The organism is Sporosarcina cyprini (assembly GCF_022048975.1).
In the GTDB taxonomy this organism is placed as follows: Bacteria; Bacillota; Bacilli; order Bacillales_A; family Planococcaceae; genus Sporosarcina; species Sporosarcina cyprini.
This window is the reverse complement of record NZ_JAKMHX010000023.1, coordinates 97,101-118,204: the sequence shown is the minus strand read 5'-3', so window position 1 is coordinate 118,204 and position 21,104 is coordinate 97,101. Positions and strand designations below refer to the sequence as shown.

General features: G+C 45.0%; 21 protein-coding genes. 8 read left to right on the top strand and 13 right to left on the bottom strand.

Annotated features, from left to right (window positions below; all coding sequences use genetic code 11):
• Window positions 1-18 precede the first annotated feature (18 nt).
• The 3 genes from L7D49_RS08930 to L7D49_RS08920 are packed head-to-tail and all read right to left on the bottom strand — an operon-like array spanning window position 19 to window position 3,188.
• A complete protein-coding gene (locus tag L7D49_RS08930) occupies window positions 19-936 on the bottom strand; it encodes a proline racemase family protein (RefSeq protein WP_238080478.1) in 918 nt (305 codons plus the stop codon).
• Window positions 937-996: 60 nt separating this feature from the next.
• Window positions 997-2,016, bottom strand: a complete 1,020-nt coding sequence (locus L7D49_RS08925) for a proline racemase family protein (RefSeq protein ID WP_238080477.1) — start codon at window positions 2,014-2,016, stop codon at window positions 997-999.
• Window positions 2,016-3,188 carry an NAD(P)/FAD-dependent oxidoreductase gene (locus tag L7D49_RS08920; RefSeq protein WP_238080657.1) on the bottom strand — a complete coding sequence of 391 codons (1,173 nt, stop codon included), beginning with the start codon at window positions 3,186-3,188 and terminating at the stop codon, window positions 2,016-2,018. The genes L7D49_RS08925 and L7D49_RS08920 overlap by 1 nt, the downstream gene beginning before the upstream one ends.
• A gap of 204 nt (window positions 3,189-3,392) precedes the next feature.
• On the opposite strand from L7D49_RS08920, the gene L7D49_RS08915 reads away from it, so the two are divergent.
• The 5 genes from L7D49_RS08915 to L7D49_RS08895 all read left to right on the top strand — a co-directional run bounded on the left by L7D49_RS08915 (window position 3,393) and on the right by L7D49_RS08895 (window position 7,487).
• Complete coding sequence (locus tag L7D49_RS08915) at window positions 3,393-5,099, top strand: sigma-54 interaction domain-containing protein (protein WP_238080656.1); 1,707 nt, start codon at window positions 3,393-3,395, stop codon at window positions 5,097-5,099.
• A 71-nt stretch (window positions 5,100-5,170) separates the two neighbouring features.
• A complete protein-coding gene (locus tag L7D49_RS08910; protein ID WP_238080476.1) occupies window positions 5,171-5,446 on the top strand; it encodes a (2Fe-2S)-binding protein in 276 nt (91 codons plus the stop codon).
• On the top strand, window positions 5,439-5,777 hold the full coding sequence (locus L7D49_RS08905) for a (2Fe-2S)-binding protein (RefSeq protein ID WP_238080475.1): 339 nt from the start codon (window positions 5,439-5,441) through the stop codon (window positions 5,775-5,777). The genes L7D49_RS08910 and L7D49_RS08905 overlap by 8 nt, the downstream gene beginning before the upstream one ends.
• Window positions 5,770-6,987, top strand: a complete 1,218-nt coding sequence (locus tag L7D49_RS08900; protein WP_238080474.1) for an NAD(P)/FAD-dependent oxidoreductase — start codon at window positions 5,770-5,772, stop codon at window positions 6,985-6,987. The genes L7D49_RS08905 and L7D49_RS08900 overlap by 8 nt, the downstream gene beginning before the upstream one ends.
• Window positions 6,988-7,100: 113 nt before the next feature.
• Window positions 7,101-7,487 carry a hypothetical protein gene (locus tag L7D49_RS08895; protein ID WP_238080473.1) on the top strand — a complete coding sequence of 129 codons (387 nt, stop codon included), beginning with the start codon at window positions 7,101-7,103 and terminating at the stop codon, window positions 7,485-7,487.
• Here L7D49_RS08895 and L7D49_RS08890 read toward each other — a convergent pair.
• The 7 genes from L7D49_RS08890 to msrA form a co-directional block, all read right to left on the bottom strand.
• On the bottom strand, window positions 7,469-8,746 hold the full coding sequence (locus tag L7D49_RS08890; RefSeq protein ID WP_238080472.1) for a TRAP transporter large permease: 1,278 nt from the start codon (window positions 8,744-8,746) through the stop codon (window positions 7,469-7,471). The two genes, L7D49_RS08895 and L7D49_RS08890, sit on opposite strands and share 19 nt — an antisense overlap.
• Complete coding sequence (locus L7D49_RS08885; protein WP_238080471.1) at window positions 8,743-9,240, bottom strand: TRAP transporter small permease; 498 nt, start codon at window positions 9,238-9,240, stop codon at window positions 8,743-8,745. The genes L7D49_RS08890 and L7D49_RS08885 overlap by 4 nt, the downstream gene beginning before the upstream one ends.
• 20 nt (window positions 9,241-9,260) lie before the next feature.
• The gene (locus L7D49_RS08880; protein WP_418895870.1) at window positions 9,261-10,250 is read right to left on the bottom strand and encodes a TRAP transporter substrate-binding protein; all 990 of its coding nucleotides are present in this window, start codon (window positions 10,248-10,250) and stop codon (window positions 9,261-9,263) included.
• Window positions 10,251-10,299: 49 nt separating this feature from the next.
• On the bottom strand, window positions 10,300-11,202 hold the full coding sequence (locus L7D49_RS08875) for a hydroxymethylglutaryl-CoA lyase (RefSeq protein ID WP_238080469.1): 903 nt from the start codon (window positions 11,200-11,202) through the stop codon (window positions 10,300-10,302).
• The gene (locus L7D49_RS08870; RefSeq protein ID WP_238080468.1) at window positions 11,202-12,404 is read right to left on the bottom strand and encodes a CaiB/BaiF CoA transferase family protein; all 1,203 of its coding nucleotides are present in this window, start codon (window positions 12,402-12,404) and stop codon (window positions 11,202-11,204) included. The genes L7D49_RS08875 and L7D49_RS08870 overlap by 1 nt, the downstream gene beginning before the upstream one ends.
• A gap of 17 nt (window positions 12,405-12,421) precedes the next feature.
• Window positions 12,422-13,090: a GntR family transcriptional regulator gene (locus L7D49_RS08865; protein ID WP_418895865.1), complete on the bottom strand. Its 669-nt coding sequence runs from the start codon at window positions 13,088-13,090 to the stop codon at window positions 12,422-12,424.
• 331 nt (window positions 13,091-13,421) lie between these two features.
• A complete protein-coding gene (gene msrA / locus L7D49_RS08860; RefSeq protein WP_238080466.1) occupies window positions 13,422-14,093 on the bottom strand; it encodes a peptide-methionine (S)-S-oxide reductase MsrA in 672 nt (223 codons plus the stop codon).
• Between the two features lie 151 nt (window positions 14,094-14,244).
• On the opposite strand from msrA, the gene L7D49_RS08855 reads away from it, so the two are divergent.
• Window positions 14,245-14,826, top strand: a complete 582-nt coding sequence (locus tag L7D49_RS08855) for a protein-L-isoaspartate(D-aspartate) O-methyltransferase (protein ID WP_238080465.1) — start codon at window positions 14,245-14,247, stop codon at window positions 14,824-14,826.
• Between the two features lie 198 nt (window positions 14,827-15,024).
• Here L7D49_RS08855 and L7D49_RS08850 read toward each other — a convergent pair whose 3' ends face one another.
• Window positions 15,025-15,783 carry an N-acetylmuramoyl-L-alanine amidase gene (locus L7D49_RS08850; RefSeq protein ID WP_238080464.1) on the bottom strand — a complete coding sequence of 253 codons (759 nt, stop codon included), beginning with the start codon at window positions 15,781-15,783 and terminating at the stop codon, window positions 15,025-15,027.
• 71 nt (window positions 15,784-15,854) lie between these two features.
• Window positions 15,855-17,198, bottom strand: coding sequence for a hypothetical protein (locus L7D49_RS08845; RefSeq protein WP_238080463.1), 1,344 nt, complete (start codon window positions 17,196-17,198; stop codon window positions 15,855-15,857).
• A 405-nt stretch (window positions 17,199-17,603) separates the two neighbouring features.
• On the opposite strand from L7D49_RS08845, the gene lepB reads away from it, so the two are divergent.
• The gene (gene lepB / locus L7D49_RS08840; protein ID WP_238080462.1) at window positions 17,604-18,062 is read left to right on the top strand and encodes a signal peptidase I; all 459 of its coding nucleotides are present in this window, start codon (window positions 17,604-17,606) and stop codon (window positions 18,060-18,062) included.
• A 167-nt stretch (window positions 18,063-18,229) separates the two neighbouring features.
• Here lepB and L7D49_RS08835 read toward each other — a convergent pair whose 3' ends face one another.
• A complete protein-coding gene (locus L7D49_RS08835; RefSeq protein WP_238080461.1) occupies window positions 18,230-19,858 on the bottom strand; it encodes a glutathione ABC transporter substrate-binding protein in 1,629 nt (542 codons plus the stop codon).
• Window positions 19,859-20,206: 348 nt separating this feature from the next.
• On the opposite strand from L7D49_RS08835, the gene L7D49_RS08830 reads away from it, so the two are divergent.
• Window positions 20,207-21,100, top strand: a complete 894-nt coding sequence (locus tag L7D49_RS08830) for an ABC transporter permease (protein WP_238080460.1) — start codon at window positions 20,207-20,209, stop codon at window positions 21,098-21,100.
• Window positions 21,101-21,104: the final 4 nt, after the last annotated feature.

Here is a 21,104-nt window from a genome sequence, read left to right as displayed (position 1 = left end):
TCATGGACAAGTGTGCTGTTATGCCAAGATGAATCCGTTTTCGAGTGGATCTTCAGGATCAAAAATGAATTCATGGGATCCTGTAACGTACGAAACTGCTCTAACAGAAAATCGATTTCCATCACCCGATAGCGAATGCACTTTTAAGGAACTGCCAAAGATACTTTCATTCACAAGTTCAGACAGGGGCTCTTTCTCTTTGAGAAGCGCCATAAGCGCAAAACTGCTGTCCACCCCAGGGGACCGTAGTATATAGCCATCCTTCTCAAATGTGACGGATCGGACATGACTCGATAAGTCCGGCAGCTGCTCTACGAGAATAATTCCGTCAAAGACGATCTTCTCATTCGTCAGCTCTCTAGTTTTAGCAATCCCCCAATTGCTTACTGCCGCTAAATGCTCCAGTTCAATTCCTTGAATAGACCCAGGCAGTGTGTAGATCAAGTAGTTCCTTGCACTGTCAACGGAAACCGAGGCCGCATCCTCTCCGCCTTCAATAATCGTACAGACACCGCTCTCTACCTCAACGGCTGTCACTTCCTGCTTGTCAACTTGCGCCTGCACTGTGTAGATGCCATGCACTGTTTCCACTGTATACGAATCGTCTGCTGTTCTTTGCACGTTCCCTGTCTCAATGAGGGCAGATACCGTTGCAAGCAATCCTTCATACTTGAAATTGTTGCTGCCCTCATGAGTAAAGAACAATAGCTGGAAATCCGCCTGCTGTGATGGCAAGACAATGCAGCCATTCATGCCCCGGTGTCCCCTCGGTTCGTTCAACAATAAATTCTTCACAGTCCTAAAGTTATTGGCTAACTCCGTCTGATTCGACGTTACATCACAACCTACAAAGGTAATCGGAGATTGAATAACAATGCGGAACGCTTCTCCGACGACATGTGTGTCGATGGTGCAATACATTTTTTCATAATTCACTAAGACAACCTCCTTTCAAATACTTCAATTACGCTAGAATATCCAACTGATTTCTGCTCGTTAATGGTCCATCGGCGGAATAAGCAAATAGCCCTCACGCAATGGGTCTTTTTCGTCGTAGAAGAAGCGATGCATCCCCATAATCCAGGCCGAACCCGTCACTTCAGGAATGACGGCATCCAAATCTTTCACTTTCGTTTCTTCTAGCACTCTTGCCTTAAACAGCGTTCCTACGATACTTTCATAGACAAATGGCTCATTGAGGCCGAGTTCTTTCTTCTTGTACAATGTCGCCAGTTTAGCCGATGTACCTGTTCCACAAGGCGAACGGTCAATACCTCCCGGCGGCACGATGACTGTATTTTTCAAATCTGCATCCGGATGAGAAGGATCTGTGTAAAACTCAATATGTGTCAGCCCATTAATAAACGGAAATTCCGGATGGACCACTTCTTCCCTTGCGTTAATCGCATTTCGGATGTCGATTCCTTTATTAATAATGTTCGTCGCATTGTTTTCCACGAGGGGAATGCCCAATTTGCGCGCATCAATGATTCCATAGAAGTTACCGCCATATGCAATTTCACATTCCACGTGGCCAATCCCTTCGACTTCAATTTCAATTGATTTCAACAAGAAGGACGGCACATTAACGAAAATCACTTCTTTCGCAATGCCATCGACGACTTGGACATCGACATTAATCAGGCCGGCCGGGGTATCGACCTTAATATTTGTTACTGGTTCTTTGACATCAATTAACCCCGCCTCGATCAATGCGGTGCAAAATCCGATCGTATCGTGGCCGCACATCGGCAGGTAACCGCCCGTTTCAATATAAATGACACCGACATCAGCATCTGGATGACAAGGATCTGTCATTAACGCACCCGACATAACACCGTGGCCTCTCGGCTCATTCATTAAAAACTTCCGAATCCAGTCATAATGTTTCTCCATATACAGCATTTTTTCAGACATCGTATTCCCTTTAAGCGGCGGCAGACCGCTGATGAGGGTCCTAGTCGGATTCCCGCCGGTATGTGTATCGATTGTTGTAAAAATGCGCTGGTACTTCATTAGCTTGTCACCCCCTGTTTAAATCGCTCTAATCGCAATGGCTCAATTGGGATGCATGTCTCCTTATCTGCAAGCATCTCTTCAATCAATTTTCCCGTAACTGCTGCCAAACTGATGCCATCGCCTTCATGTCCGGCTGCGATAAAGTAACCAGGAATATGGTCAACACGTGAAATGATCGGCAGATGATCTTCCGTCCAAGGACGTAATCCTGCATATGTACGAATCACAGTCATATCCGCAATTTTGGGATAGAAACGGACAGCCCTTTTCGCTATATACTTAATGACCTCTTGATCAACTTTTGTATTGTAGCCGGCAAATTGGCGGCTGCTTCCAATCAGGAAGTTTTGAGCTTCCGTCGGTTCAAACACGAGTGCCACTCCATATTTTTCGGTTATCGGATCCACTGATCGCTGCCCGCCGAATTTGGAGATGAGATAACCAAATTCCATCACTTTTCGCAGTCCTACGGGCTGTTGCCTTGATGCGACGATCAATTGCCCTTTTCTCGGGACAATTGGAATGTCGAGATCCATCATCTCGCCAATTCTCGGTGCCCAAACCCCGCCTGCGTTCACCACTTTGTTGGCGGTATACGTTCCGTTATTCGTCTCAATGTGAAATTTCCCAGTAGCGTCCTGTGACATATGTTTTACTTCTGTATGGGTTTGGATTTTTGCTCCCTGCTTTTCGGCACTGTAAAACATAGAAAATGTCAACATGTAGGGATTGACTGTCGAATCTGTTTTACACTCCAGACCTCCGTATAAATCGTCCGCAAAATACTTGGACTCATTCCGAAGATCAGCCCGGTCGAGCATTTTAAAATCAAGTCCAGCCGCTTGTTGACGACTCACCCATTGATTCGCAGCTTCCATTTCAGCGTCATTTTCACAAACCAATATACTGCCGGGATTCCGGTACTCGAAGGAAACTTCCAAGTCTTTGTCTAGTTCATGGACAAGCTTCTGACTCTTTAATGACATCTGGCTATCAAAACCCGGATCCTTGTCTATCGCTAGAATATTTCCGTCGCATCTGGAGGAAGTGCCGCTCGCTAATTCGTTCTTTTCAAGAACTGTTATATCCAGACCAGCTTTTGATCCGTAATAGGCGATTGCCGCACCGATAATGCCTCCGCCGATCACCACAACATCTCGATGTTGAATAGTCCCCACAATAATCCTCCTCTCATTTGAACGTTCGCTAATCTATTAATGCAAGTTCCGTGCCAAGTAATAAAAAAACCGTTTAATCGAGCTTTCTATTGAATCTTCAAACTATTTATGTAAAAATAATTAGACACATCTAATTTTTTTGACAGTAAGGTGGCTAAAATATTGAACGATTCACACCGTCTATTAGAAAAAGTTATGGATACCAATTTATTAATCATAGAAGCATGTGATGATTTGGCTCTATTAAAAGAAATTGCAATAAAAGAAGCCCCAGCTACGTTGTTTATTCAAAACCAAAACCTTCATACCGTCCGACATGCATCCGTATGTAAAACGACAGGAGAGCTGGTTTTGACACCTTGTCCGATTCATCCCATTACCAGTCCCCTCGAACATGTCGTAGCGACTCTCACCAAGGAAAATACAGCGCTGCTGCTAGATGACCAAGGCGGTTATGTAGGCTTCGTCAATACAGAAATCCTTTCTGCGAAGCTTTTGGATGAGTATCAGCAAATGCAAGCCTATCTAACGACTATTCTTCAGACAATTGACGAGTCCTGTACCGTCATTGACCGGCATTCAAATGTAGTGTATTGGACAAAAGGCGCCGAAAAATTATTCTCGATCAAGGAAGAAGAAATTATCGGCAAGCCCATCACCGACTTTTTCAGTTCAGACCGTTTGGAAATACTGAATTCCTTACAAACAGGCTCTTCCGTCTATCACAGCCAGCACCATGCAAGGAATGATCTAGTCGTCATGATCAACTCAAGCCCTGTCTACTATAAGAAAGAAATCATTGGCGCTGTCGTATCGGAAACGGACATTACGAGCCAGATCCGGTTGAACAACGAACTGTTCATGACGTCCGAAAAACTGTTTACATTAGAAGAGGAAGTCCGTAAATCATTGCCGACAGTCAATCCGTTCAGTTACATAAGAGGCAACAGTCCCGCTTTGAAGCAGACGATGTCAATAGCAAAGAAAGCGGCCACGACCAATGCAAGCATCCTCATTTACGGGGAAAGTGGCGTTGGGAAAGAGCTTTTTGCCAAAGCAATACACAACTTGCGCGAGAAACCGAATGCCCCGTTTGTTGCTATTAACTGTGGGGCGATCCCGAGCGGATTATTCGAAAGCGAAATTTTTGGTTATGAAAAAGGAGCATTTTCAGGTGCCGATCAAAAAGGGAAAAAAGGGAAAGTAGAATTAGCTAGGGGAGGCACGTTATTCCTTGATGAAATTGGTGAAATGCCTCTGGAGATGCAGGTGAAGATCTTGCGTTTATTGCAAGAAAAGAAATTCTACCCTGTCGGAGGAACGAAAGAAATCGAAGCGGATTTCCGTGTTGTCGCAGCGACAAACCGCGATTTAAAGGAGCTTGTGAAGGAAAAGACGTTCCGTGAGGATCTGTACTACCGATTGAATGTCGTTAACTTCACTGTACCGCCACTCCGCGAACGTATCGAAGATATTATCGAATTGACGCATTACTTCCTTTACGAAATCTCAGTGAAATACAACCGTCCGATCCACGGCATTTCGCAGGCGGTCATGCAATCCTTGCTGCAGCACTCATGGCCCGGCAATATCCGCGAACTGAAGAATGTCGTGGAACGATTAGTGGTGTTCTCTGAGAACGGGAACATTAAAATGGATGATCTTCCAATAGAAATTGACGGGTTAGCAAACACCTTTAACTCGATCACAGACCTGCAGCCAGCACCACTCACGGTTGATGAGAATCTTTCTTTAAGCGATCAGTTGCAACAATATGAAAAAGATATCATTTTGCGAGAGCTGAACAAGGCAAATGGAAACAAACTGCAATGCGCGAAAAACTTAAATATCACCCGGGCGACTTTATACAACCGAATGAATAAGCTGGGCATAAAATTATAACAACAGGTTGGCATGCTTCTTGCATAGATATTGAATGTACGCAGTTCAAGTTTATGTATGGGGTGATATACATGTCGGAAAATGAAATGATTATATGTAGGTGCGAAGAAGTAACATACAGAGAATTAGTCGAAACAGCTGAAAAATACGGCTGTTCTCCAAGAGAATTAAAACTCCGGACCCGTGCCGGAATGGGGTATTGCGGCGGCAGGACATGCCGTAGCGCAGTGGACAGCATTGCCCTTTCATCAACTGAAAGAGATGTGTCCCAAATCACTTTGAAATATCAGCCGCCTATCCGTCCAATCAGTTTCAGCAAGCTGGGAGGGGTGGAGAACAATGACTAAAAGAATTATTCATCATCCAGTTCTGGATCAAATAGATGATACAGACACTATCTCCTTCACCTTTGATAATCAACAATACAGCGCGCTACATAACGAGTCCATTGCCGCCGCTTTATTGGCTAACGGCATCCGCACGCTCCGCCATCATGAAGAAACGGGCACACCGCGTGGAATCTACTGCAATATTGGACATTGTTTCGAATGCCGCGTCACTGTAGATGGCAAACAAGGAGTCCGTGCTTGCCTGACACCCGTCCAAGAAGGCATGGACGTCAAAAGCGGCGATAAACTTCTGACATCGGTGCGCGATTGGAGGGCAAATAATGAATAAAGCGATCATCATTGGGGCCGGCCCCGCAGGTTTATCTGCAGCCATCACCATTGCAGAAAACGGAGTGAGCGTCATTGTCATCGATGAATACATGAAACCAGGCGGCAGATTATTAGGCCAATTATACGAAGAGCCAACGGGCAAATGGTGGAATGGCATCAAAGAATCCAAAAACCTCTATGATCAAGCAATTGCTGCAGGGGTAGAATTTAAATTGCAAACGCCTGTCTCCAATATTGAAAATCAGGATGGCTTTTGGTACGTCTATACGGAGGATGAAGTGTATACGACATCACACTTATTGCTAGCAACAGGTGCTGCAGAAGTGCCTTTACCAATCCCAGGCTGGACTCTTCCAGGCGTCATGTCTGTCGGGGCTGCACAAGTCATGACAAATGTCCACCGCGTGAAGCCGGGCGAACGAGGTGTCATCATCGGCGTTAACGTGCTATCCTCCGCCATCGCAATGGAATTGAAACTAGCTAATATCGACGTGGCAGCTATCACATTGCCGAAGATGAATAGGGTCACTGAAAAATCCGGTAATCCATTGGATGTCATGAATTCACTCTTGCACGTATCCCATATGGCGCCATCCGCATTTGTAAAAATGGGAAGCAAGCTGATGAAAAACGACTTCATGAAAAAGATGGGAATCACTTTTTATCCGAAAAACGGTGTGAAAATGTGGGATATTCCGATCATGCTTCGGAAAGCCGTCGTCGAAATATACGGAGAAGATAAAGTCGAAGGCGTAAAACTCGCGACAATCACTCCATCCGGAGAAGTCATTGCCGGTAGCGAACAAAATATCGAAGCGGACTTCGTTTGTATAGCAGGCGGTCTATACCCATTAGCGGAGCTAGCAGCCGTAGCAGGATGTCCGTTCTACCATATAGAAGAACTGGGCGGCTATGTTCCGCTTCATAACGAACGGATGGAAACTCCAATAGAAGGACTTTACGTTGCAGGAAACATTACAGGAATTGAAGGAGCCAAAGTCGCCATCAGCCAGGGCATCACCGCTGGACTCGCCATCGTCAACAGCATGGATGGCGGCAAACAAGAAGCCAAACTACTCGATTCCATCAAAGCCATCGAAGAAACACGGAACAACGCATATATCCAGTTTCACCCCGAAGTAAAAGCAGGAAAACAGAAGTTGCAGAACTATTGGAACCTACATAAGAAAGCTGTAGCAATCAATTAACAGATAACTGCCGCGTCTCTAGTGAGAGGACGGCAGTTTTTTGTTCGACCACCGTAACTTGCAACTCCCATAGTTCCCAAGAAATCCGAGCCGTTTTCTGACGGTGGTTCGCTTTGCGATATAAGCAGGAAGGGTGCCGTTACAAGCAATTCGCTAGGCGATACGAGAAGTCGTTGCGCCGATACGAGCGCTCTTCCCCTTGTACGAGCAGTCCGGCGATTTTACGAGCAATCTTCCTCTTATACGAGCACTCACGCGATTTTACGAGCACTCTTCCTCTTATACGAGCACTCACGCGATTTTACGAGCAATCTTCCTCTTATACGAGCACTTCCACGATTTTACGAGCAATCTTCCTCTTATACGAGCACTTCCACGATTTTACGAGCAGTCCCCACTTAATTAAGCACTCCCAATCGCCCTTCATTGACAAACAAAAACCTGCAATCTACCATTCAAAGGTAGTTGCAGGCTTCCACGTTTATTTAATATCCTTATGAATCAAAAACGTAGCAATTTCTGGGAAGAACGAAAGGATAACCATGAATACGAGCATGATGATGGCGTATGGAATAACGCCTTTGACAATTTCGCTGATGGTATTTTCCTTGTTCAATCCTTTTAAGACGAACAGGTTCATGCCGACTGGCGGTGATATCAGGGCTAGTTCCATATTGATCACCATGATAATGGCGAACCAGATCGGATCGAAGCCGAGTGCCATGATGATGGGGTAGAGAATCGGCAAAGTGATGACGAGGATGGACACCGTTTCGAGGAACATCCCCAGTATGAGAAGCACGATGTTGATTAACACAAAGATGATCCATGGCGAGATGTCTTGGGTCGTTGCAAAGTTAACGATAGTTTGCGGGATTTGCAAGATCGTCAAAATGTACCCAAGCAGCATGGCGCCGATGATGATGAATAAAATCATGGCGTTTGTTTTCACCGTGTTAATTAAGATTTCTCGCATGGCGGCCATCGTCAAGTTGCGGTACACAAAAATAGTGATCGCGAAACTGAGGACGACACCGACGGCTGCTGCCTCAGTTGGAGTGAAAATACCACTGTAAATTCCCCCAATAATGATAATCGGAAGCAGCAAGCCCCATACCGCCTTTTTCGAAGCTTCCCACCGTTCATTCCACGTAGCCGGCTCGTCTTTGATATGACGCGTCTGATAGGCGGAAAAGATCATGAAGGCGAGCGTTAGGACGATACCGGGCACAATTCCGGCAACGAATAGTTTCCCGACGGATTCTCCTGTAACAGAGCCATAGATGATCATCGGGATGCTCGGCGGAATCAAAATTCCCAGCGTTCCGCCGGCAGCAAGCAAGCCGAGAACATGCCGCTTGTTATAGCCTCGCCTAACCATTTCAGGCAACGCCACTGCTCCGACGGTGACTGCCGTGGCGACACTGGAACCCGAGATGGCCGAGAAGATCGTGCAACAAAATAATGTCGCAATCGCCAGGCCGCCCGGAAAGTGACGGAACCATCTGCTTGCCATTTCATACAGGTCACGCCCGACTCCACTAACAAGCAATACTTGGCTCATAAGCACATACATCGGCAGCGCCGTCAGCGTAAAATCATCCAATGATTTATAGGAGATAATCGGTATCTGCATGAACGCAAATGTTCCGCCATTAAAGAAGTACATTCCGGCAACCGCAAGTAAGCTTAGCGTAAAGGCGACAGGGAGGCCCAGCAAGAGGAGGACACCTAATCCACCGGTGAAAAATAGATTCATAGCTGTTCTCCTCCCTTATGGATGCCCCCGTCAATGAGTTGCAGAATGAATGCGATGCATAGGAGAACCCCTCCAATGACAAGGAAGGATTCCGGCAAATACATCGGAATGCGCAACAAAGACGCCGATTTTGTTTCTAACTCAAATGTTTTAATGACGTGCTGAAAACAGTAAATTGTAAAGATCACACTGAATAATAAGCCAAGGGAATTGGAGATGTACGCCAAGACCGTTTTAAACCGATCATTCACGTTATTGATCAATAAATCCACCGTAATATGGGCATAGCTTCGAACTGCATAAGCGCTTCCCAGAAAACAGCTGCCAATAATAGCATAAATGGATAATTCGGTTGCCCATGACGTCGGTTTATGGAAAAAAGCTCTGGATACGATCTCATAAAACGTCATGGCGGTCGTCAACAGGATGAGAATGCCCGCTACGTATGCACCCCAACGTATGACTGAATCACAGATTCGATAAACCACTTTCACGAGTGCTTCCCCCTAGCCAGTTATTTCTCATCTACCATGTCGAGCAACTCTTGTCCCAATTGACCCGCGTTTTCAACAAACATATCACGGACTGGTGCTGCCGCTTCTTTCCACTCTTTCAAATCTTCCTGTGGCACGACGTAGACATCCATACCTTTCTCTTCCAACGCTTTTGCTGACTCCGAATCTTCTTTTTCGGCTTGTTCACGGATCCAAACTTCTGTTTCGCCGGCAACTTCCGTCAACAGGTCTTGTGTCTTTTCAGGAAGGCCATCCCAGAAGTCTTTATTCACAGCAAGCAAGAATTCTAGATAAGCATAGTTATTGATCGTCAAATACTTCGTAACCTCGTCGTACTTCCGTTGAAGCATCGCCGTTGTCCCGGAAGTTGCGCCATCGACCGTGTTCCGCTGAAGCGCCATGTATACTTCGCCGCCACCCATGAACACAGGAGAAGCGCCGTAAGCTTGAATCAATTCAGATGGCAAATCTCCAATACTTCTGATCTTCAATCCTTTGAAATCCTCAGGAGACTTCAATTGGCGTTTGTTATTCGCAAATTGGACGTAGCCATAATCCGCAAACATTAATACTTTCGCGCCTTTTTCCTCCATTGCGCCGCGAAGCTTGTCACCAAACTCCCCGTTCAAGGCTTCTCCGACAGCGGAGTAGTCATTGAATACATACGGAACATCGAAAATACCCATTGCCGGCACTGTAGATGCCCAAAGTGTTGAAGAGTTAACGCCCATTTCCACGCCACCCGAGAGGATGGACTGGTTCATGTCTTTATCGCTTAACAGCTGACCAGCCGGATATACTTGGACATTTACTTTTCCATCCGATTTTTCTTTTACTTCCTTCGCAAAGTTTTCCACACCAATTGCGATATGGTGATCTTGCGGCAAATTGTATGCAAGGCGGATTGTCACTTCTTCATAACCATCGCCCGATCCAGTCGCCGCTTCTCCTTTATCTGTTTCCTTTTTGTCGCTGCAGCCAGCGAGCATCAACACAGCGGCCATTGTACCTACCAGGCCTTTCATCCATTTCTTCATTTCATTTCCCCTCTTCCTTCTTTTTTTCTACATGCCGTATGCGTCCCAAAGGTGTCTTCGTTGATAAACTTGCCGCGAAATCAGCGGCTTCCAACATTTTTGTAAAATCGATGCCTGTATCGATGTGCATCCGTTCAAATAAATAAACCAAATCCTCCGTCGCCAAATTGCCGGCTGCTCCTGGAGCAAATGGACAGCCGCCGATGCCGCTGGCGGATGTCTCGAAGATCCTTACGCCTGCTTGATAGGCTGCATAAGCGTTGGCCAGCCCAAGCCCGCGCGTATCATGTAAATGGATGGCGACTGGTGTGGAACCTGCTTCCAATAAGACTTTTTTCATTAATCTTTCGACATGATCCGGCGTAGCAATGCCGATGGTGTCCGCAATGCTGATGCGGTCGGCACCTGCCTCCTTCACCTGTCTGACGAGCTCCAGCACTTTGGCTTCTGCCACTTCTCCTTCATAGGGACAGCCGAAGCTTACAGCGATGGAAAAACAGACATCTATGCCATCTTGCTTCGCCCGTGCCACTACTTCAGCGAATTGATCCAAGTTTTTTCCGATTGTCATCCCAATATTTTTCTCGTTGAAGGTTTCCGTTGCCGCACTCACCCAATTCACTTCGCGGAAACGATGCTCTCTCGCTCGCTCATACCCTTTCAAGTTAGGAATCAAAGCGACAGCTTCGAGCGGCAGATCGTCTGGCAAGGATTCCATCACTTCATTGGCATCTGCCATCTGCGGCACTTTCTTCGGATGGACAAAAGAGGTCACTTCAACTTTTCCAATACCGGCAGCAACCAATTTTTCGACTAACTGCACCTTGTCTTCCGTTGATACGATACGGGGGTCGTTTTGCAAACCATCTCTCGGACTGACGTCGATAATCGTGACTTTTGCCATTAGATGATCCCCCTTTCCTTCAAGCGGGACAGCTCATCTTGCGTCAATCCTAAATAAGTGGAATAGACTTCTTCGTTATGCGCCCCTAATGTCGGGCCGTTCCATTCAATATCCCCCGGCGTATGGGAAAGCTTCGGCACAATGCCCGGTACGAGCAGCTTTTCACCACCTGGCAAGGTGACCTCTTTAAGCATGTCACGCGCTTGATAATGTGGATCCTCCACAATATCTTGGATGCCGAATATTGGCCCGACCGGCACTGATGCTTCATCTAACTTTTGCTGAACTTCTTTCAAGGTATGTTGCAGAGTCCACGCTTCAATTGCCTCATCGATGAGTTCGACATGATCCGCACGGCCTTGATTTGATGCGTAAGCAGGATTTACAGCCATGTCTTCCCGTCCGATCGCTGTCATGAGTCGTTCGAAGATACGATCTCCATTGCCTCCAATGACAACGTGTTTTCCATCTGCACATTTGTATGTATTGGAAGGTGCAATGCCAGGCAGCGTAGTCCCCGTCCGCTCACGCACTTGTCCGGTCAAATCATATTCCGGAAGAATGCCTTCCAGTAAACTGAACACTGCCTCGTATAATGCCACGTCCACAACTTGCCCCTGTCTATCTGCATCCTTGTCTCTGGCCCGCAGCGCCATTAATGTTCCGATAACCGCATAGAGCCCGGCGATCATATCCCCGATAGCGATGCCGACGCGGACTGGCGGCTGATCCGGGTAACCGGTCAAATACCGCAGGCCGCCGATTGCTTCCGCAACACTTCCGAATCCAGGTTTCTCTTTATATGGCCCTGTTTGTCCATATCCTGAGATACGGGTCAAAATGATGGATGGATTGACAGCTTTCATCTCCTCGTATCCTAGCCCCCATCGCTCTAATGTCCCTGGCTTGAAATTTTCAATGACGACATCGGCTTCTTTTATGAGCGACTTGACGATGTCTTGGCCTTCCGGGTCACGCATATTGATCGTCACACTTTTCTTATTGCGGCTTTGCACGTACCACCAAACGGATGTATCATGATGCATTACCCGCCAATTGCGCAGTGGATCGCCATTTTTCGGCTCCTCGACTTTAATGACTTCCGCTCCGAATTCTGAAAATAATTTCCCGGCAAATGGTGCTGCAACGAGATTTCCAAGTTCCAAAACCCGTACCCCTTGTAACGGTTTTCTTCGATCCAACTCGACCTTCTCCTCCCTTATTTCTGAACAGCTTTCATGAAAGCCTGATAATCATGTTCAATATGCTTTCTCATACATTCCCTCGCGAAATCCGGATCCCTCTTCCGGATCGCAAAGAATATTTCTTCGTGGTCCCGCAGTGCATTTTCCATATTGCGCGGGTCTCCTTCAACGATGGCTCTCCGATAAAAACTATTGATACCCCTTAATTGCAATGTCATGGAAATGAGAAACGGGTTTCTGCTGGCTCGGACAATAATTTCATGGAAATTAAAATTAACTCGCAATAATCCTTTGAGATTTTGGATAGAAATTTCATGCGCCATCTCTTGAATCGACGTCTCCATTAATGCAATTTCCGAATCGTCACATCGTTCCGCTGCGAAATATGCCGCTAATGATTCCATTTCAACCCGGACTTCATAAAGACTTCTATAATCTTCAATCGTCGGATTCACAACCGTCACACCTCCAGTTTGATGAACGTTTAATAGACCATCTTTCTCCAACATGCGAACAGCTTCCCGAATCGGACTTCTGCTGACATTCAATGTTTCCGCAATCTTTTCCTCTATCAGTCGTTCCCCAGGATCAAATTCCCCTAGCAGAATGGAATCTTTCAAATAATCATAGACTTGTTGTTTCAATGTTGTACGTTTCACAATTAGTTCGGACAAATGCCTCACCTCCGTCTACTGTATACAGTATTCTTCTAACAGAATAGACTCTCTATTTAGATATGTCAATACTATTTAAATATACAATCAAACAACAGAAAAAGACCGAGCTTATCGCATCGGTCTTCACGCCTGTTTTATATAAGAAATAATCCTTCTAAATAATGTTAATTTGATCGTATGAAGGGATATATGTATGGCTCACCTGAAATGAACGGAACAGAAAAGAATAAGGCAAATTGGCCGCCTATAGCAGACCTGCATAAGACAGCGTGACTCCTTAAGCATTCATTTCATTTACCAACCATTCATTCCATGTCCCAAGCATCGAATTCGCTCATCACCATTTCATATTGCGTACTTTCATTTCCAGCCGCTTCTTCTCACCGCAATTGTCCATCTTCCACTCTTCAATTTCCGCCAGCAAACTCGCACGTGATCCAAATCCTTTCACAAAACCATTCAATCGGGCAGCCAAAGTCGAATTCACTAAGAGATCAGGTGCAGGGAAAAAATCGTGTAATTGTTCCAAAGCTCTCGGATATCGTTTCAAATAATATTTTTGATGTCGCTCCTCCGCCAAAGTGAAGTTCTCAAAGGGAGCGACGTCTGTCTCAATCGGCTCACCCATTTCCTGCTCCATCTCTTTTTTGATGCGATCGATTGTTTCCTTTTGCTGGTTCCCTCGAAAACGCAACAATGATATATATTGACGCCCTTTATATTCATCCCGGTTTGGATAATGATTGCGCCAAAAATGACGCAGAATGTCTTCATACGTAATCAATTTCGGATCAAAATCCACCTCTACCGTTTCCGTATGATCACCCATTGAACGATACGTCGGTGAAGCTGTCGTGCCGCCAGCAAATCCGACCCGCGTCCGCACAATTCCTCTTAAGCTTCCGAAGCGTGCTTCCGGTCCCCAAAAACAGCCCATCCCGAACGTAGCCGTCTCTAATGATCCACTCGGCCACCGCAAACTTTGCTCGACTTCTGGTATTTGATACATAGCCATGACCCCTTTGATAGATAAATTACAGTTCATAAATGAAATGCCACCATATTAAATTTCTCTTGTTCATTCAAATTAAACCTCCCGAATGTTTAAGCCCTTCCATTTCCGGTAAGCTGACTAGTAAAGAACGGGAGGAGGGCACTCTGTGGAAAATCAGATGAATGAGATCATCGAGCACTTCAAACAGCTAGATCGCAGCTTGTTTATGGATACATTACAGGAGTTCGCTTACTTGGATGAAGCCATTCCGATCGGATATGAACAGACCATATCACAACCATCTTTGGTTCTTGAGATGACCTTGGCATTAGATTTACACAAAGAATCAAGAGTATTAGAAATTGGCACGGGATCAGGGTACCAAACTGCCATGCTTGCTCCGTTCGTCCAGCAGATCTACACGGTCGAACGCATTAAACCATTAGCAGATCAGGCGAAACAGAGATTACAAAAGGCCGGCTTTGATAATATCCAATTCAAAACCGATGATGGCAGCATAGGCTGGAAGGAGTATGCTCCCTACGACCGGATTATTGTCACCGCGGCAGCTGCCGCAATCCCAGTTGAACTAACGGAACAATTGGCTGAAGGCGGAACAATGCTCATCCCTGTCGGACCGCGTTCACTCCAACAATTATTATTGTTGAAAAAGGATGCGGACGGAAAGATAAGTCAGGAAGTGCTAGGCGAAGTGAGATTCGTTCCGTTGAAAGGCAGGTATGAGTGAATTTTATTACTTACCAAATGAGAAGTCCAGGGTAGCAGGGATCCTGGATTTCTATTATTTACGTCACGGGGAATCTTGGTTGATAATAAACGGATGGTTCTAAGATCTTTCTTGTTCGTGTGTTTTGATTTTTCTATGGAGGATTAATTGAAAAAGGACACAATCATCATGTGTCCCTCCAATGAGTTTTTCCTTTCTTCATTTAATACACGATCGAAGTGCCCGTAGAATCATGACAGCCACTTCCTCCCGTGTAGCCGGCCTCCGAGGATACGTTCCATTCGTAATTCCGAGATCAATCGCCGCTTGGAATTCCTCCGCAAATCCAGGTGACGGTGGTGCATCCTTTTCATATGGTTCCACTGGCTGAGGCGTTTCGGCTTCAACTGGTTTCTTTTTCAATTTAAAATAAACCGCCAAAGCCTCCGCAATTGCTTCCCCTTGTGCACGTAGCTTGTCCATTGATCGGAGCGCCTGAATATCAATGGCAGAATCCATAAAGCCGCCTTCCGTTAGGATCGCCGGCATTCTGGTTTCCCGAAGCACATGAAAATTGGCTTGTCGCACTCCCCGATCCGTCAGCCCCATGGCCTTCGCTATTTGGGGTTGAACAAGCTTGGCGAGTTCCGTTGATTTCTTGCTGACAGAATGTCCATTGAAAGTGTACGTTTCAACGCCGGTCCAATTTCCCCAGTTGCCCGTATTGGCGTTATGGTGGACTGCCACGTACACATCCGCTTTCCACGCATTTGCCTTATTTGTTCGCTCAACTAGCGGCACATCCGTTTTGCCCGAAGGATCATCCACCCGCAGGACTTCCACATTTTCATATGTTTTCAGCTTTGCCGCGCATGCTTCGACAACCCGGCTGTTGAAGTCCCATTCGCGTTCTCCATCCGGTGATTGCTTGCCCAATGTGCTCTGACCATGTCCCGCATCTAATACAATTTTGACCATATCTTCCCCCTCCTCGATCTATATATAGGAATTTCTTCAGGAAAGGGATAGATTATGGTCAAAACAAAACACTATTCGGTGCGTTTGGAAAGCCACAAGGAAACGATCTTGCCATCCCTCTTTCTATCCACAAGAAGTTGATTTTGCCCAAAGGTATAGGAATAGTAATACTCCTCCTTCATGTCATCATATCCTTCACTCTCAGGAGTACCTAGGATGGCCAACAGCTCCTCCTGCTCATTTGTTAGTGAGCTTCCGCCGAGCGTTACAAATGTTACTTCCCCTGTCAGTTCGTCATAGAAGATGGTTCTGCCACCAGGAAAAGCATAATAGATTCCTCCATTATAATAGTCGTGATCGTAAGGGTCTGGAAGCTCCTGAAGGACATCTTTAATTGACATACCCAGTTGGACATCTGTATGCAAGAGCATACCGTCTTTTAATAATTCCGCGGATTGCTTGGTGAAAGTAAATTGAGGGAATGTATCATAATACGCCTCGTATTCATTCCAAAGTTCTATTTTATGTTGCCCTGTCTCAAGCCCATACGGCCTGTCGTTTGTATAGGATTCCGAATGTAAATGTTTGAAATGCAATTGATCCGGGTTCCAAACCCACGTCTTGAATGCCCATCCTTCTTTTCCTTGAATCGGTTCGTATGTCTGCAAAAAAATATCATCAATAAATTTAACCTTACCATCAACTAAAGGAAGGCTTTTTTGACCATCAAACAGGACTTGGCTTATGCTTCCGTTCTCCAGCGTCCACAAATCGAGAGAAGTTTCATTGTCAACAAAACCGAGAAAGCGCCGGCTTTCTAAATTCCACTCATGAATGTCCTCTTTCTTAAGTTTAGATGAAATGACACCCTTCTGCAGCACTCCTTCTTTTTCATTTTCCTTTGCTAGGAACAGGGCATGGCTGCTCTCTTTAACGACTTCATCAGCTGGAAGCCCAGGCAGATTTTCAGTCTCAGCGACATACAGATGGAACAATGTATTTCCATCTCGCCAATTCGTCGAATAAACTGCATTTTCTTTAAGCAGTTCGATAGGAAAGCGGCTTTCACTCGATTCAGAAAGACCATTTTTCACGGTTCCAAGCTTCCTATCTACTAATCCAACGTTCACGACTTTATATATCCCTAATTTCTTATCCAATGTAAACTTCAGTATGTCTTGACCGTCTTCATGCCGAACTGTCTGTGGGTTGCCGTTTCGATAGACATTCCCTGCCGCTTGTTGCATTTTTTCATTAAATGCTGGCAGCCCTTGACTAGCCAAGTACGATAAAATTGCGCTTGAATCCTGCTCCCCTTCCATATTTAATTCCTTGGCAAGCGCTTTTTCATTCTTGTTTACTATTGCTTCATATATGCGTTGCACTGTCTGTTCTGGTGCATTAGCGCGCTTCATTTGAAAATGTCCCCATATTAAAAATACCGCAAGTATGGCCATACCTTTCATGGCTATGCTTAAAAACCGTTTATTTTTAAACTTATTTTTGCAAGATGGACATAAGGAAGTCCTTGAATTAATAAGTCTGCCGCAAGACTTGCAATTTTGCATCCCTTCATCTCCCCCTCTTCCCTATTAGTAAGCATATCATCGTTTCCTTCATTTGGAAATCCACTTTGGTATTTAGCTTCCTTTAATAATTCATTCTATGTAAATATCAAATTCTCTGCTCTAATATTCTATACTTCTACATTTTCCACATAAGGTACTATAATTTGTCGGTATTTCCCGGGGAATATTGCTTGTAACTAAACCGTTTTCAAATCAAAATGAAAGAACAATAGACAAAGGGAGGTGAAGGTTTTGAAAAAGCTGCTACTTTTCATTCCACTGATATTTTTAATAGGCTGCCAATCTGACAACCAGTCCGCCACCTATGTTTTCGATGGCCGTTCCATGGAGCCAACTATTTATGACCAAGACCACTTTGTTGTAGATAAAGATTATTACGAATCAAATCCAATCCAGCGTGGTGACATCGTTGTTTATTTGTACGATGATAATCAAAAGCATGCAAAGCGTGTCCTTGGACTGCCTGGTGAAGAAATTCAATTTCGAAATGGAACAATGTACATAGACGGCAATCCATTAGAAACAGAATATGTAACACAAGACATAAAAGGTTCTGATCCAGTGACTCTGCAAGAAGATGAGTACTTTGTCGTGGGGGATTCACCTTCTGTAAGTAAAGATAGCCGCCATCATGGTCCCATAAAAAAGGAGGATCTAGTAGGCAAAGTGACAAAAATCGTCAGTGAATAGTACCTATGATGAACTTAGTTTTGATGCTCTATGTCACAGGTATTCTGCTGAAGGATAAACTGAAAGCAGAATATCCGCAGTACATACAGATTGGTGTTCTTCCCCCCTGCCGTTATGCTGGCATAAAAAATAGGATGCTGCCGTATTGGCAGCATCCCTGTTATTTATTATTCGACAAACTGAACGTTCTTCAATTGATAGATACCAGATGTGTCGATGGAGAACCCTTTAATTTTATTGCTGACACCTGTCAGGTATTCAGTATGAATTAAATACACCATTGGGGCATCTTCAATTAGATGTTCTTGTACTTTATTGTAGATTTCAATTCGCTTTTCAGGATCAGACTCTCGTCTTCCTTCTTCAAGAAGTTTGTCGACTTCCGGATTTTCATAGAAGGATCGGTTGCCCGGATCTCCTTTTTGGGAGGAGTGGAACAGGGCGTACATACCGTAGTCTGCGTCACCTGTGGAGTTCGACCAGCCAAGGATGAACATTTCATGCTCTCCTGCAGCTGTTTTATCCAGATAAGCACCAAATTCCATCACATTGATGTCGGCTTCAATGTTTACTTTTTTCAATTCTTCCTGGACCAATACAGCAATTTGCTGACGTTGCGGGTTGTCATTCGTCCAGATTGAAGTTTTGAACCCGTCTCCATACCCTGCTTCCTCTAACAGCTTTTTCGCTTCTTCTGGATTATATTCGACTGGTTTTGCGTCTTCATTGTAACCGAAGATACCTGGTGCCAACGGACCTTTCGCTGGGACGCCGAATCCATCATAAACGCCTTCACTGATATCATCTTTATTCACAAGCATGGAGATAGCTTTACGTACTTTCGGATCGTTGAACGGCTCTTTTTCCGTATTAAATCCGAGATACGCCAAGCTGGAAGATGTCTGTTGATTTACCTTTGCATAACTACCGGCATTCATATCAGCCACTTCGTTCGGCTGAACCGGATCGGCGATATGAACATAACCTGTCTCTAGATCTGCATTACGCGTTCCGCTTTCTGGAACGACTTTAAATGTTACCGTATCGACATGGACCTTATCTCCCCAATAGTCGTCATTGCGTACCAACTTGATTTCAGAACCTGGTGTCCAGCTATCAAATTTGAAATAGCCTGTGCCAACTGGTGCTGTCGAAATAACGGAACCCGATTTTTCATCGTTTTGCATTGCCGCATAATCTGCCTCGATCGATTTAGGGCTTACCATGCTTCCGCCATTATGGGATAAGTGAGCCAGTAATGGTGCGAAAGGATATTCTGTCTTAATTTGAACGGTATATTCGTCTTTAACAATAATTTCTGTAATCATTTCATATAGAAAATATCTTGGAGATGCCACTTCCGGATCAAGAATCCGCTCTAAGTTTACTTTAACGGCTTCCGCATTAAACGGTTCCCCGTCATGGAATGTAACGCCTTCACGCAACTTGAATTCATATGTTGTATCATCAATTGCTTCCCAACTTGTAGCCAAACCTTCGATAATCTTATTGTCATCATCCCGATTGACTAATGTTTCATAAATATTGGCTTGCACGACGGATGATGGGACGTCATTAGAACCTGCTGGATCTAATGAAGATGCATCAGACAGAACAGCCAATACAAGGTCCCCGCCTTCCACCCCTTCTCCTTTTCCTTCATCGATGTTACTTGAAGTATCACCATTCTCCTTCTCTGAAGATTTGTTGCCGCTTCCCCCACCACATGCAGCAAGAATCATGGAAAAGGCCAATACAAGGACAAACAGCCATTTTGATTTCCCAGCTGATTTCATATTCAGTTCCCCCTATTTGTGTAATTAACATACCGCAAACTAACATCTTGCTTAATTTGCAATAGTTAGAAGCAATATAGCATACAAAAACTGAATAGACAATACATTTCAGAATAATTGTTCTAGTATGAAAGTATTGATATGTAACTCCTAGACGTGCTTTTAGCTTTCAAGAATCTAGTTAATTCACAAGAATATAGGAATTTAATACTATAAAATAATAATTAAAAATACACTAAAAATACTAACAAATTAAGTTTGTCAAAATACTGTTTCATGGTATGCTACTGTAAACCAACTAATCTGCCATCTGATTGGTTATTAAATATCTGGGGGAAGGTGTTCATCATGGTACAACAAACGCCCGCTGCAGACTTTGGGCAAAAGCGCTCCAGCCCGAGAGTTGAAGCGTATAAGGGATTTTGGCGAAGGCTGAGGAAAAATAAAGCAGCCGTTGTCGGAGGGGCATTAATCTTATTTTTTATTCTTACCGGACTTTTAGGTCCTTTCTTCACGTCAGCAGATCCAAATGCGACCCAAATTTCTATTAAACTTCAACCGCCGTCCGCGGAGCATTGGTTTGGGACCGATAATTATGGACGGGACATTTTCACTCGAATTATTCATGGCATGGCCATTACGATGAAAGTCGGCTTTCTATCAGTTGCACTTGGGGGGGTAGTCGGAGTCTTTCTTGGAATTATTTCCGGATACTACGGCGGCATACTGGATACAGTCATCATGCGGACGATGGATGTGCTTCTTGCCTTTCCTGGAATTCTGCTTGCGCTTGCCATTGTATCTGTTCTCGGCGGCAGTTTGACAAATGTCATTATCGCGGTGGGCATATTTTCCGTTCCTGCCTTCGCAAGGATTGTTCGCGGATCCACGCTTTCCGTTCGGAAACTGGAATACATTGATGCGGTGAAAGCGCTAGGAGCATCGGATGGAAGAATCATATTTAAGCATATATTACCAAACGTCCTATCACCTATCATTGTCCAGTTGACTCTTCGGATTGCCACTGCCGTCTTGACGGCGAGTGGACTCGCCTTTTTAGGTTTAGGCGCCAAGCCGCCGACTCCTGAATGGGGAGCGATGCTAAGTGAGGGGCGTACCTACATGAGAGAGGCGCCGCATCTTGTGCTCTTTCCTGGAATCATGATTGTTCTAGTTGTTTTGGCATTCAATATCTTCGGGGATGGTTTGCGGGATGCACTCGATCCGAAAATGAAAAAATAAGGAG